This window comes from Rhodococcus pseudokoreensis (assembly GCF_017068395.1).
GTDB lineage: Bacteria > Actinomycetota > Actinomycetes > Mycobacteriales > Mycobacteriaceae > Rhodococcus_F > Rhodococcus_F pseudokoreensis.
In genome coordinates, this window is record NZ_CP070619.1 from 7,585,952 (window position 1) to 7,598,465 (window position 12,514).

The 12,514-nt window shown below is 68.0% G+C and carries 13 protein-coding genes; 11 read left to right on the top strand and 2 right to left on the bottom strand.

Annotated features, from left to right (window positions below; translation table 11 throughout):
* The first annotated feature begins 2 nt into the window (after window positions 1–2).
* From JWS13_RS39825 to JWS13_RS39835, 3 genes are all read left to right on the top strand, one after another.
* A complete protein-coding gene (locus JWS13_RS39825; RefSeq protein ID WP_206010719.1) occupies window positions 3–833 on the top strand; it encodes a transglutaminase family protein in 831 nt (276 codons plus the stop codon).
* Window positions 834–897: 64 nt separating this feature from the next.
* Window positions 898–1,671, top strand: coding sequence for an aquaporin (locus JWS13_RS39830; protein WP_206010720.1), 774 nt, complete (start codon window positions 898–900; stop codon window positions 1,669–1,671).
* Between the two features lie 113 nt (window positions 1,672–1,784).
* Window positions 1,785–2,570 (top strand): SGNH/GDSL hydrolase family protein, encoded by a 786-nt coding sequence (locus JWS13_RS39835; RefSeq protein WP_124391235.1) that lies wholly within the window; start codon window positions 1,785–1,787, stop codon window positions 2,568–2,570.
* Between the two features lie 5 nt (window positions 2,571–2,575).
* On the opposite strand, the gene JWS13_RS39840 is transcribed toward JWS13_RS39835, so the two are convergent.
* Window positions 2,576–3,139 (bottom strand): type II toxin-antitoxin system PemK/MazF family toxin, encoded by a 564-nt coding sequence (locus JWS13_RS39840; RefSeq protein ID WP_206010721.1) that lies wholly within the window; start codon window positions 3,137–3,139, stop codon window positions 2,576–2,578.
* A 65-nt stretch (window positions 3,140–3,204) separates the two neighbouring features.
* Between JWS13_RS39840 and lepA the strand changes: the two genes are divergently transcribed.
* Together lepA and JWS13_RS39850 are read left to right on the top strand one after the other, a co-directional pair.
* Window positions 3,205–5,097 (top strand): translation elongation factor 4, encoded by a 1,893-nt coding sequence (gene lepA / locus JWS13_RS39845; protein ID WP_206010722.1) that lies wholly within the window; start codon window positions 3,205–3,207, stop codon window positions 5,095–5,097.
* A 59-nt stretch (window positions 5,098–5,156) separates the two neighbouring features.
* Window positions 5,157–6,095, top strand: coding sequence for an NAD(P)H-dependent flavin oxidoreductase (locus tag JWS13_RS39850; RefSeq protein WP_124391238.1), 939 nt, complete (start codon window positions 5,157–5,159; stop codon window positions 6,093–6,095).
* Window positions 6,096–6,137: 42 nt separating this feature from the next.
* On the opposite strand, the gene JWS13_RS39855 is transcribed toward JWS13_RS39850, so the two are convergent.
* On the bottom strand, window positions 6,138–8,093 hold the full coding sequence (locus JWS13_RS39855; protein ID WP_124391294.1) for a glycoside hydrolase family 15 protein: 1,956 nt from the start codon (window positions 8,091–8,093) through the stop codon (window positions 6,138–6,140).
* A gap of 92 nt (window positions 8,094–8,185) precedes the next feature.
* Between JWS13_RS39855 and JWS13_RS39860 the strand changes: the two genes are divergently transcribed.
* From JWS13_RS39860 to JWS13_RS39880, 6 genes are all read left to right on the top strand, one after another.
* Window positions 8,186–8,377, top strand: coding sequence for a hypothetical protein (locus JWS13_RS39860; protein ID WP_073364356.1), 192 nt, complete (start codon window positions 8,186–8,188; stop codon window positions 8,375–8,377).
* 87 nt (window positions 8,378–8,464) lie between these two features.
* Window positions 8,465–8,593, top strand: coding sequence for an Ms4533A family Cys-rich leader peptide (locus JWS13_RS46580; RefSeq protein WP_374229655.1), 129 nt, complete (start codon window positions 8,465–8,467; stop codon window positions 8,591–8,593).
* Window positions 8,594–8,775: 182 nt separating this feature from the next.
* On the top strand, window positions 8,776–9,807 hold the full coding sequence (locus JWS13_RS39865) for a sulfate ABC transporter substrate-binding protein (protein ID WP_206010723.1): 1,032 nt from the start codon (window positions 8,776–8,778) through the stop codon (window positions 9,805–9,807).
* A gap of 7 nt (window positions 9,808–9,814) precedes the next feature.
* Entirely contained in the window at window positions 9,815–10,696 is an 882-nt protein-coding gene (gene cysT, locus JWS13_RS39870; RefSeq protein ID WP_124391240.1) for a sulfate ABC transporter permease subunit CysT, read from the top strand.
* On the top strand, window positions 10,693–11,499 hold the full coding sequence (gene cysW, locus JWS13_RS39875) for a sulfate ABC transporter permease subunit CysW (RefSeq protein ID WP_072946605.1): 807 nt from the start codon (window positions 10,693–10,695) through the stop codon (window positions 11,497–11,499). The genes cysT and cysW overlap by 4 nt, the downstream gene beginning before the upstream one ends.
* A complete protein-coding gene (locus JWS13_RS39880; RefSeq protein WP_124391242.1) occupies window positions 11,496–12,509 on the top strand; it encodes a sulfate/molybdate ABC transporter ATP-binding protein in 1,014 nt (337 codons plus the stop codon). Before cysW ends, JWS13_RS39880 begins: the two co-directional genes overlap by 4 nt.
* The last annotated feature ends 5 nt before the right edge of the window (window positions 12,510–12,514 follow it).

Here is a 12,514-nt window from a genome sequence, read left to right on the forward strand (position 1 = left end):
GAATGAGAGTCGTACACACCACCGGGTATGCGTACGACGCACCGGTCACGTCCTCGTACAACGAGGCGCGACTCACCCCCCGCGGTGACAGCAGGCAGACGGTGATCCTGAACCGGGTGGAGACGACGCCGGCGACGCGGTCGTACCGCTACACCGACTACTGGGGCACCGCCGTCACCGCGTTCGATCTCCATGCGCCGCACAAGGAACTCGAGGTCACCGGGCTGTCCGTCGTCGAGACCGAACCGTTCTGGGAGCCGGAGGAGAAGGCGGACTGGGACGAACTGGCGAGCCCGCCGCTCACGGACCGGTTCAACGAGCAGCTGAGCAACACCACGTTCGTGCCGCGCAGCCGCAAGCTCGACACCATCGCGCGGGACCTGCGCAAGGGACGCACCCCCGACGAAGCCGTTGTCGCGGCGGCGGACTGGGTGCACCGGGAGATGGCCTACGTTCCGGGGACGACCGGTGTTCACACGTCCGCGGTCGACGCCTGGGCCGAACGGCAGGGCGTGTGCCAGGACTACGCGCACCTGACGCTGGTCCTGTTGCGCAGCATGGGAATTCCGAGTCGTTACGTGTCCGGCTATCTGCACCCGAAACCCGATGCGGCGGTGGACGAGACGGTGGCGGGGGAGAGTCACGCATGGGTCGAGGCGTGGACCGGGGCGTGGTGGGGATACGACCCGACCAACGCCGTGGCGGTGAACGAACAGCACGTATCCGTGGGCATCGGACGGGACTACGCGGACGTTCCGCCGCTCAAGGGCATCTTCTCCGGTGGCCGGGCAACAGATCTCGAAGTCGTCGTGGAGATCACCCGCCTGGCGTAAAGTGCCACCCAGATCTATCCGTGGAAAGCAGGACTAACGATCCATTTCGACGAAGGTGGGTTCAATGTCTCCAACCGCACAGGAATACGTAGAAGTCGAACCGATCTCGGATCTCAAGAAATACGTAGCAGAGGCGGTCGGTACGTTCCTACTGGTCTTCGCGGCGGTGGGCACGGCGGTCTTCGCCGGGGCCAAGGTCGGGAACCTCGGTGTGGCACTGGCATTCGGACTGACCCTGCTCTTCCTCGTGTACGCCATCGGTCCCATCTCGGGCTGCCACGTCAACCCGGCCGTCACCGTGGGGCACCTCGCGCTCGGCCGGTTGTCCGTCGTGAAGGCGGGCCTGTACATCGTTGCCCAGGTCATCGGCGGTCTCGTCGCCGGTGTGGTGGTCTACACGATCGCGCAGAGCCTGCCGTCGTACAACCGGGCGGACGACGGTCTCGGCGCCAACGGCTGGGGCGCGCACAGCCCGTCCGCCATCAAGGGCCCGCTCGGCGGGGTCATCGAGAACGGTTACGGCATCGGCGCCGCGATGATCGTCGAAATCCTCCTCACCGCGCTGCTCGTGTTCGTCGTCCTCGCGTCCACCGACCAGATCTCCGACGTCCCCCTCGCCGGTGTGTCGATCGGATTCACGCTCGCCGTGATCCACCTCGTGTCGATCCCGATCGACAACACGTCCGTCAACCCGGCCCGCAGCCTCGCCGTGGCGCCGTACCAGAACGGCGCGCTCGCGCAGGTGTGGTTGTTCATCGTGTTCCCGCTGATCGGCGGCGCGGTGGGCGCGCTGGTCTACCGGTCGCTGTTCGGCCGGTACGACCGACTGCAGAGCTGAGTACCGACCGACCCGGGCCGGGTGCCCGGGGCCTGCGGGCCGCAATTCTCACGTCCGCGGTCCTCGCGTTCACCGGAACGGTCCCCGCGACCGCGACCGCGACCGCCGAGGACGTGCCGCGGCCGGGACCGTCGTACGTCGCCCTCGGCGACTCCCGCGCGGCCGGGCCGCTCATCGAATTCTCGGAGCACCGCGACCTGTGCCTGCGATCGCCGGACCTGAATTACCCGGCGAAGCTGGCGCGGCTGATCGGCGCCGCCACGTTCACCGACGTCACGTGCTCCGCCGCCACACCCGCCCATGTGATCAGCACCGCGCAGTTCGTGGGGACGCGCTTCGCCCCGCCGCAGATCGATGCCCTGCGGCCGGACACCGACGTCGTGACGCTCAGCATCGGCGGCGGCGGTTCCAATCACCTGCCCGTGTCGGTGCGCTGCGGCGCCCTCGTCCCGGGCGCGGACGCCGGGTGCCGCGACAACCCGCGGGCGGAACAGCTCACGGTCGAGGGGATCGCGAAGATGGCGCCGCAGGTCGACGCGGTGGTGGCCGCGATCGTGGCGAAGGCCCCGCACGCCGAGGTCTATCTGATCGGGCACGGCGGTTCCGTCGGACGACGCGGCTGCTGGCCGAACCTGCCCGTGTCCGACGCGGACGCGGTCTGGCTCGAGCGGTACTTCGAACGGTTCAACCAGATCTACGTCGACGCCGCCGCCAGGTACGGAGTGCACTACATCGACATCGCGAAGGCCGCCGTGGACGGCGGGCACGACGCGTGCGCGCCGACGGGGCAGCGGTGGTTCGAGGGGATGCTGCCGCAATCACCCGCCGAACCGGCACATCCCAACGCTCTCGCGATGACCGCGATCGCCGAGATGGTCGCCGACGATCTGGGTCGGTGACCGCGTCACTGCCAGCTGAAGTCCTTGCGCAGACGCTGCGCGACGATCTCGAACTTGTCCCGGTCCATGACGGCACCCTCGCGGCGGATCCCCGCCTCCGGCACGTCCAGCACCCGGTCCAGCCGGATCCAGCTCGCACGGCCCTCCGCATCCCACGACCCCGAGCCGACCGCGATCCAGTCCCGGTCCCCGTCGTGCTTGCTCTGCGACGACAGCATCAACCCCAGCAGGGTGTCGCCGTCACGCCCGACGACGAGCACGGGCCGGTCCTTGCCCTGACTCGCGTCCTCCTCGTACGTCACCCACGTCCACACGATCTCGCCCGGATCCGCGCGACCGTCCAGGTCGGGGGAGTACTCCACCTTCCGTGCCCGATGGGCGGTCGGGGCGGAGTCGGCGGTGACCGGACGGCCCGGCGCCGGCTTCGGCGCGGCGGCCGTCGACCCGGTCAGGACACCGGCCGCGCGGTCCAGCGCGCCGGACTTCTGCAGCTGCGCCAGAAGCTGCGGTCCCTTGTCCCGTGCAAGTCGGCCCAACGTCTTCCCGATGCTGCTCCACGTGCTCGCCATGGCCGCCGAGCTTAGTGCGTGTATGCCGCAGCAGCCGCAACGCGGTGGCTTGGATATCCTGACAGGTGACAGTGGCCCGGAACCGGGCCGGTGCCGGTCCAGGTAAGGGGTCCCCCATCAGCAGCTTCGCCGACAAGACGTTCACGGATCCTGCCCGGATCCGGAATTTCTGCATCATCGCGCACATCGATCACGGCAAGTCGACGCTGGCCGACCGCATGCTCCAGCTCACCGGTGTGGTCGAGGAGCGGCAGATGCGTGCCCAGTACCTCGACCGCATGGACATCGAACGCGAGCGCGGCATCACGATCAAGGCGCAGAACGTCCGGCTCCCGTGGAAGGTGGGCGACGAGGAGTTCGTCATCCACCTCATCGACACCCCCGGGCACGTCGACTTCACGTACGAGGTCTCCCGCGCGCTCGAGGCCTGTGAGGGCGCGATCCTGCTGGTGGATGCCGCGCAGGGCATCGAGGCCCAGACTCTCGCCAACCTGTACCTGGCGATGGAGAAGGACCTCACCATCATCCCGGTGCTCAACAAGATCGACCTGCCCGCCGCCGATCCCGACCGGTACGCCGAGGAGATCGCGCACATCACCGGGTGTGAACCGGGTGACGTGCTGCGGGTGTCCGGCAAGACCGGCATGGGCGTGAAGGAACTGCTCGATGAGGTGGTGCGGCAGATCCCCGCCCCCGTCGGCGACCCCGACGGTCCGGCGCGCGCCATGATCTTCGACTCCGTGTACGACGCGTACCGCGGCGTCGTCACGTACGTGCGTGTCGTCGACGGCCGGATCTCGCCGCGCGAGAAGATCACCATGATGTCGACGGGCACCACCCACGATCTGATCGAGGTCGGCATCATCTCGCCCGAACCGAAGGCCAGCATCGGTCTCGGCGTCGGCGAGGTGGGTTACCTCATCACCGGTGTGAAGGACGTCCGGCAGTCGCGTGTCGGCGACACGGTCACCGCCGCCCGCGGCGGCGCGACGGAACCCCTCGTCGGTTACCGCGACCCCAAACCGATGGTCTACTCCGGCCTCTACCCGCTCGACGGCTCGGACTACCCGGTGCTGCGCGACGCCCTCGACAAGTTGCGTCTCAACGACGCCGCCCTGGCCTACGAGCCGGAGACGTCGGTGGCGCTCGGATTCGGGTTCCGGTGTGGCTTCCTCGGGCTGCTGCACATGGAGATCACCCGCGACCGCCTCGAGCGCGAGTTCGGGCTCGAACTGATCTCGACGTCGCCGAACGTGGTGTACCGGGTGGTGATGGAGGACGGCGCCGAGCACGTCGTCACCAACCCGTCGTACTGGCCGGAGGGCAAGATCCGCGAGGTCTACGAGCCGATGGTGAAGTGCACGGTCATCGCGCCGAGCGAATTCATCGGCGCGATCATGGAACTGTGCCAGAACCGGCGCGGGGAACTCGGCGGCATGGACTACCTGTCCGAGACGCGGGTCGAGTTGCGCTACGAGATGCCCATGGGCGAGATCATGTTCGACTTCTTCGACGCCCTGAAGTCGCGCACCAAGGGCTACGCCAGCCTCGACTACGAGGAGGCCGGCGAGCAGCAGGCCGACCTGGTGAAGGTGGACATCCTGCTGCAGGGTGAGGCCGTCGACGCGTTCTCGTCGATCGTCCACCGTTCCGCGGCAGGCGCGTACGGCGGGCGGATGACGTCGAAGCTGCGGGAACTGATTCCCCGCCAGCAGTTCGAGGTGCCGATCCAGGCGGCGATCGGCTCGAAGATCATCTCGCGTGAGAACATCCGCGCCATCCGCAAGGACGTGCTCGCCAAGTGCTACGGCGGCGACATCAGCCGTAAGCGCAAGCTGCTCGAGAAGCAGAAGGAAGGCAAGAAGCGGATGAAGACCATCGGCCGGGTCGAGGTTCCGCAGGAGGCCTTCGTGGCCGCGTTGTCGTCCGAGTCGGTCGGGGACAAGCCGAAGAAGTAGGCACCACGACCTCCGTTGTTTCTCCTCCGTCGACGTCTGATCGAAAGTAGGTGCGGCACGTGGCCCTCGAAACCTGGCTGACCCGGACACTGGGAATCGAGGTGCCGATCTTCGGCGCCCCGATGGGCGGACGGGCAGGCGGCACCCTCGTCGGCGAGGTGTCGAAGGCGGGCGGGCTCGGCCTGCTCGGCGCGGCCCGCTACGCCACCCCGGAGTGGGTGGCGAAGGAGACGGCGGTCGCACGGGGCATCGGCGGCGACGCGTTCGGAGTCGGGTTGATGACCTGGGCGCTCGACGACGATGACGCTCTCCTCGGCGCCGCTCTGGCGGAGAACCCGCGGGTGGTGTCGCTGTCGTTCGGCGACCCCGCCCCGTACGTGGAGCGGATCCACGCCACCGGGGCGCTGGTGGTGTCGCAGGTGAACACGATCGACGACCTGCGGGTCGTGGAGGATGCGGGCGTCGACTTCGTGATCGCCCAGGGCAGCGAGGCGGGCGGCCACACCGGCAGGATCGGGACGTTGCCGCTCCTGCAGGAGGTCCTGGAGGCCACCACGCTGCCGGTGCTCGCCGCCGGCGGTATCGCGACCGGCCGTGGTCTCGCGGCCGTGCTCGCCGCGGGCGCGGAGGGCGCGATGATCGGGACCGCGCTGCTGGCCAGCCCGGAGACCATCGGACCGGAGTACGCCCGCGGCAGACTGATCGCGGCGGGCAGCGCCGACACCGTGTACACGTCGGTGTTCGACCAGGCGCGCAGCCAGCCGTGGCCGGCCCGGTGGGGTGGGCGCGCCCTGAGCAACGACTTCACGTCCCGCTGGCACGGCGCGGACGCACCCGATGCCGAACTCGCTGCCGCCTACGATCCGGCGAACCCCGACCTCGGCGTCGTGTACGCCGGGGAAGCGGCGGGTCTCGTCACGGCGGAACGGCCGGCGGGGGCCGTGGTACGGCAGATCGCGGCCGACGCCGAGCGGTTGCTGCACCGTTACGCGGAGTAACCGTAGCGCGCGCCCGATCTGATCCTCGGCTCGTTCTCTTGATCAGACCGTGTTGTGCGCGGGCTGGAATCCGCCCGCCGCGGCCTCCTCGGCGCGAATGACGTGGACCACGGCGTTGATCAGCGCCAGATGGGTGAACGCCTGCGGGAAGTTGCCGAGGTGCCGCCCCGAGTCGGGGTCGATCTCCTCCGCGTACAGCTTGAGGGGGCTGGCGAACCCGAGGAGCCGATCGCACAGGCGTTTCGCACGGTCCAGTTCACCGATCTCGACGAGCGCCGACACGAGCCAGAACGAGCAGATCGTGAACGTGCCCTCTTTGCCGCTCAACCCGTCGTCCGTCGTCTCCACCCGATAGCGCAGCACCAGCCCGCCCTCGGTCAACTCGTCCGCGATGGCGAGCACGGTCGCGCGGATCCGCGGATCGTCGGCGGGCAGGAACCGGAGCAGCGGTGCGAGCAGCAGCGACGCGTCGAGGCTGTCGCTGCCGTACCGCTGCGTCAGGACGCCGCGCGCATCGACGCCGTGCTCGAGGATGTCGTCCTTGATCTCGTCGGCCAGTTCGGACCACTGTTGCGCGTAACTCGTCTCACCCTGCTGATCGGCGAGTTTCGCGCCCCGGTCGAGGGCCACCCAGCACATGATCTTCGACGACGTGAAGTGCTGGGGCTCGCCGCGGACCTCCCAGATCCCGCGGTCGGGCAGACGCCAATGCTTGACCGCTTCCTCGACCTGGCGTTTGAGCATCGGCCACAGAGTTTCCGGGACCCGCTCCCGGGATTTGACGTGCAGGTACACCGAATCGAGGATCGTTCCCCAGATGTCGTGCTGGACCTGGTCGTAGGCGCCGTTCCCGATCCGCACCGGTCGCGCGCCGTCGTACCCGGAGAGATGGTGCAGTTCCGACTCCTCCAGCGTCTGCTCGCCGCCGACGCCGTACATCACCTGCAACGGATGGTGGTTGCCGTCCTCGGCGCTCGACACGTCGTAGATGAACGAGAAGAAGTCGTTGGCCTCGCGGTCGAGTCCGAGGCTGTACAGGCCCCACAGCGCAAACGTCGAATCCCGCACCCATGCGTAGCGGTAGTCCCAGTTCCGTTCGCCGCCGGGGGTTTCCGGGAGCGATGTGGTCGACGCCGCGAGCAGGGCGCCGGTGGGGGCGTACGTCAACCCCTTCAGCGCGAGCGCGCTGCGCTGCAGGTAACCCCGCCACTTGTGATCGGGAAAGCGGCCGATGGTGATCCACTCGCGCCAGCACTTCGCCGTCTGCCACATCTTGTCGGCCGCCTCGTCGAACGTCTGCGGCGCGGGCATGTGAGCCCACGACAGGGCGACGAACACGTTGTCGCCCTCGACCATCCGGGTTCGGGCGCGGGCCTCCCGCCCTTCGAGCCCGATCTTCATGTTCGTCGTCAGCCGCAGTGTCGGGTGGTCGCCCGGACGGCTCGACTTACACGTGGCGGTAGCCTCCTCGTAGACCTTGCCCGTGTACTCCCAGTGCGCCGCGCCGCGGTGGTAGTCGAACGCGGGCTCGCAGCTCATCTCCAGTTCGACGGTCCCGTTGACGCACTTCACCGTCCGCAGCAGGATGTGTTCGGCGTCCCAGTCGGTGGGGGTGCGGCGGTGCGAGCGCGAGCGCTGCTCGACGTTGTGCCACGGGCCGAGCACGAGCGCGTCGCGCACGATGAGCCAGCCCGTCTCGGTCTGCCACGTCGTCTCGACGATCAGTCCCCCCGGCAGGTAGCGGCGGGCGGCGGGCACGTTCTGTCCGTACGGCCCGATGCGGAAGTGGCCTGCGCTGCGGTCGAGGACGGCGCCGAAGATGCTGGGGGAGTCCGGCCGGGGAATGCACATCCACTCGACCGAGCCGTTGCGGGCGATCAGGCAGGTGGACTCGCAGTCCGACAGGAACGCGTAGTCGTCGATCGGCGGGAACGAATGGTGGTGATGATGTGGGGCCGCGTGCAGCCGGCCGTGGGAGTGCGCGTCGCTGGACACCATGTGATCATCATCGACCGCCGCCGCGCCATCGTCCACCTGTCTGCCGTCCACCTGTCTGCCGGTCACGAGCCGGTCAACGATAGGCTGGCCCGGTGGACCGGATGGCGAGTTGGTGGGACGGCTTCGAGCTGTGGATCGCCGGACTCCCGTTCGTTCCGCAGGTCGCCCTCGTGCTGCTGGTGATGGTGCCGGTGTGCCGGGGACTGGCGTGGCTGCTCGATCGTGGGCTGGCCGCAGTCTTCGTCCTGCTCAGGCGGGACGTCCCGAAGGTGGAGGAACCCTGATGCCGCGCTCACGCGTCACACTCGCGCTGCTCGCGCTGATCGTCCTCGTCGTCGTCGCCTGGCTGCTCACCCGGTAAATCCTGTTCGATGTGGGACGTTGGTTCAGCCTCTGCTAGATTTCACGGCGTGTCTGAAGCCGCTGTACACCAGGTCCGCCATGAATTGGCGTTGATCGCTGTCGGCATGCTTGCAGTCGCCGACATCGACTGTTGTTGATTTCTCCTCCCACGCAGATTTGCGCCCGGGTGGCACCGCGCACGCTCGACCCCCTCTCGCGGTGCTGATTTTCGTCCGCATTCCCGATTCCGCCCGGGCGATCCCTGCGTTCTTCCCCTTTGCACCACCTCTCCTTGTTTCGCACCACCACTCTGTGTCAGATCCCCAGGAAGGTTTCTCCCATGAAACGCCGTTCTCGCAGTCTTCTCACGGCCCTCGTGACGCTCGGAGCTGTCGCGCTGACCGCGTGCAGCGGCGGCGCCAGCGACACGGTCGGCGGCGACTCCGCAGGTGCCGACGGCAGCGCGGGCACGATCAACCTGTACGCGTACGCCGTGCCGAAGCCGGGCTTCGACAAGCTGATTCCCGCGTTCAACGCCACCGACGAAGGCAAGGGCGTTGCCTTCCAGCCGTCCTACGGTGCCTCCGGTGACCAGTCCCGCAAGGTCAAGGACGGCGCCGAGGCCGACTTCGTCAACTTCTCCGTCGAGCCCGACATCACCCGCCTCGTCGACGCCGGCCTGGTGGACAAGAGCTGGAACCAGGACGCCTACAACGGGATTCCGTTCGGTTCGGTCGTCACCATCGTCGTGCGCGAGGGCAACCCGAAGAACATCCGCGACTGGGACGACCTGCTGCGTCCCGACGTCGAGGTCGTGACCCCCAACCCGTTCAGCTCCGGATCCGCGAAGTGGAACCTGCTCGCGCCGTACGCCGCGAAGAGCAACGGCGGCCAGGACCCGGCCGCCGGACTCGACTACATCACCGCGCTGGTGAACGACCACGTGAAGATTCAGCCGAAGTCGGGCCGCGAGGCGTCGGAGGCGTTCCTGCAGGGCACCGGCGACGTGCTCCTCAGCTACGAGAACGAGGCGCTGTTCATCGAGGGCAACGGTGACCCCGTCGAGCACGTGACCCCGCCGACCACGTTCAAGATCGAGAACCCGGTCGCGGTGCTGTCGAACAGCAAGAACCTGGAGAAGGCCAACGCGTTCAAGGACTTCCTGTACACCACCGACGGCCAGAAGCTGTGGGCCGAGGCCGGATTCCGCCCGGTCGATCCCGCGGTCGCCACGGAGTTCACCGACAAGTTCCCGGCGCCGGCCAAGCTGTGGACCATCGCCGATCTCGGCGGCTGGGCCAAGGTCGACTCCGAGGTGTTCGCCAAGGACACCGGGTCCATCGCAGTGATCTACGACAACGCGACCAAGTAAGACCGACGTGAGCGACATATCGACGACGACGGGCGGACGCGGCATCACGGTGCCGCCTCCGCCCGTTCCTCCTGCGCGCAAGAAGGTCGCCCGGGTCACCGGTGCCGTGGGACCGCTCGGCATCGGCATCGCGACCCTGTGGCTGAGTGTCATCGTGGTCCTGCCCCTCGCGGCGCTCACCGTGGCCTCGTTCGGCGACGGGGTCGCCGGCTTCGTCGACGCGATCACCTCGCCCGTGGCAGTGGCGTCCCTGCGCGTCACCGTCGTGGTGTCGGTGGTGGTGGCCGTGATCAACGTGATCATGGGCACGCTCATCGCGTGGGTTCTCGTGCGCGACGAATTCCCCGGCAAGCGGGTCGTGAACGCGCTGATCGACCTGCCGTTCGCGTTGCCGACCATCGTGGCCAGCATCGTGCTGTTGTCGCTGTACGGCCCGGAGAGCCCGATCGGCGTCCACCTCAACGCCACCCAGCCCGGCCTGATCGTGGCGCTGGCATTCGTGACGCTGCCGTTCGTCGTCCGCTCGGTGCAGCCGGTGCTCATCGAGGTGGACAAGGAAGTCGAGGAGGCCGCGGCCTCCCTCGGTGCCGACAACGTGACGATCTTCCGCAAGGTGGTGCTGCCGACCCTGACTCCGGCGATCATCAGCGGCGCGGGACTCGCGTTCGCCCGCGCGATCGGCGAGTACGGTTCCGTCGTCCTGATCGGCGGAAACATCCCCCGAGAGACTCAGGTCGCTTCCCAGTACATTCAACAGCAGATCGAAATCGACAGGCCGGCCGCCGCGGCGGCGGTATCGGTGGCCCTCCTGGCCATCGCGTTCGTGACGTTGTTCGCCCTCCGCGTCTTCGCCAGCCGGGGGCAGCGTCGTGAGGAGCAGGCGGAATGAAGCTTTCTGGGTCCACCCGGATCACCCTGCGCACGGTCGCGCTGCTCTACCTGTTCGGCCTGCTGGTCGTGCCCATCGTCATCATCCTGTTCCGCACGTTCGAGAACGGGATCGGCGCGTTCATCGATTCGATCAGCACCCCCGCCGCGATCTCCGCGCTCAATCTGTCCCTGCTGATCGTGGCCATCGTCGTCCCGGTGAACGTGGTGTTCGGGATCGTCACGGCCCTCGCGCTGGTGCGGGGCCGGTTCCCGGGCCGCGGTCTGGTGCAGGCGGTGGTCGATCTCCCATTCGCCGTCTCGCCGATCGTGGTCGGTGTGTCGCTGATCCTGCTGTGGGGCGCCAACGGCTGGTTCGGCGGGCTCGAATCGCTGGGGTTCAAGGTGATCTTCGGGCTCCCCGGCATGGTCATCGCCACCCTGTTCGTGACTTTGCCGTTCGTGGTGCGGGAGGTGGAGCCCGTCCTGCACGAGATCGGCGAGGAACAGGAACAGGCCGCCGCGACGCTCGGCGCGAGCCGCTGGCAGACGTTCTGGCTGATCACCCTGCCCGCCATCCGCTGGGGTCTGACCTACGGCGTGGTCCTGACCGTTGCCCGGTCGCTGGGCGAATTCGGCGCCGTGATCATGGTGTCGTCGGGCTTCCCCGGGGTGTCCCAGACCCTGACCCTGCTCGTGCATTCGCGCTACATCGACGACCACAACACGTTCGGTGCGTACTCCGCAGCCACCCTGCTGATGGGCATCGCGCTGATCACCCTGCTTCTGATGACTCTGCTCGACCGCAAGAGGAGCACCACATGATTACCGTGACCGGCGCCCGGAAGAATTACGGGTCCTTTGCTGCTCTCGACGACGTCTCCATCGACATCCCCTCGGGTTCGCTGACCGCGCTCCTCGGGCCCAGCGGGTCGGGCAAGTCGACGCTGCTCCGCTCCATCGCCGGGCTCGAGGCCCTCGATTCCGGCACCGTCGTGATCGGCGGGAAAGACGTCACCGACATCTCCCCGCAGAAGCGGGACATCGGCTTCGTATTCCAGCACTACGCGGCGTTCAAGCACATGACGGTGCGCGACAACGTCGCGTTCGGGCTGAAGATCCGCAAGCGGCCGAAGCCGGAGATCGACAAGAAGGTCAACGAGCTTCTCGAGATCGTCGGCCTCGACGGCTTCCAGCACCGCTATCCGGCGCAGTTGTCCGGCGGTCAGCGTCAGCGGATGGCGCTCGCGCGGGCACTGGCGGTGGACCCGAAGGTGCTGCTCCTCGACGAGCCGTTCGGTGCGCTCGACGCGAAGGTCCGCACGGACCTTCGCACCTGGCTGCGCCGGCTGCACGACGAGGTGCACGTGACGACGGTGCTGGTCACCCACGACCAGGAGGAGGCGCTCGACGTCGCCGACCGGATCGCGGTCCTCAACAAGGGCCGGATCGAGCAGATCGGCGAGCCGGAGGACCTCTACGACCGTCCCCGCAACGACTTCGTGATGTCGTTCCTCGGGTCCGTGGCCAAGCTCAACGGGCAGTTGGTCCGGCCGCACGACATCCGCCTCGGCCGCGACCCCGACCTGGCCCTCGCGCAGCAGGCGGGGACGGCCGAATCGCTCGGTGTCACGCGCGCCACGGTGGAGCGCGTGGTGCACCTCGGATTCGAGGTGCGGGTGGATCTGCGCAACGAGGCCACCGGCGAACCGTTCTCCGCCCAGGTCACCCGCGGCGACAGTGCGGCGCTAGGCCTGCGGGAGGGCGAGACCGTCTACGCGCGGGCGACGAGGGTACCCGAACTCCCGGAGGCCGAAGTTCCGGTCTCCCTGTAACTCCC

Bases quoted from the DNA above. Each gene is read 5' to 3' on its own strand.
- JWS13_RS39865 (WP_206010723.1), top strand. From the start codon at position 8,776: ATGAAACGCCGTTCTCGCAGTCTTCTCACGGCCCTCGTGACGCTCGGA.
- JWS13_RS39830 (WP_206010720.1), top strand. From the start codon at position 898: ATGTCTCCAACCGCACAGGAATACGTAGAAGTCGAACCGATCTCGGAT.
- JWS13_RS39825 (WP_206010719.1), top strand. From the start codon at position 3: ATGAGAGTCGTACACACCACCGGGTATGCGTACGACGCACCGGTCACG.
- JWS13_RS39855 (WP_124391294.1), bottom strand. From the start codon at position 8,093: ATGGTGTCCAGCGACGCGCACTCCCACGGCCGGCTGCACGCGGCCCCA.
- JWS13_RS46580 (WP_374229655.1), top strand. From the start codon at position 8,465: ATGTGGGACGTTGGTTCAGCCTCTGCTAGATTTCACGGCGTGTCTGAA.
- JWS13_RS39840 (WP_206010721.1), bottom strand. From the start codon at position 3,139: ATGGCGAGCACGTGGAGCAGCATCGGGAAGACGTTGGGCCGACTTGCA.
- cysW (WP_072946605.1), top strand. From the start codon at position 10,693: ATGAAGCTTTCTGGGTCCACCCGGATCACCCTGCGCACGGTCGCGCTG.
- JWS13_RS39880 (WP_124391242.1), top strand. From the start codon at position 11,496: ATGATTACCGTGACCGGCGCCCGGAAGAATTACGGGTCCTTTGCTGCT.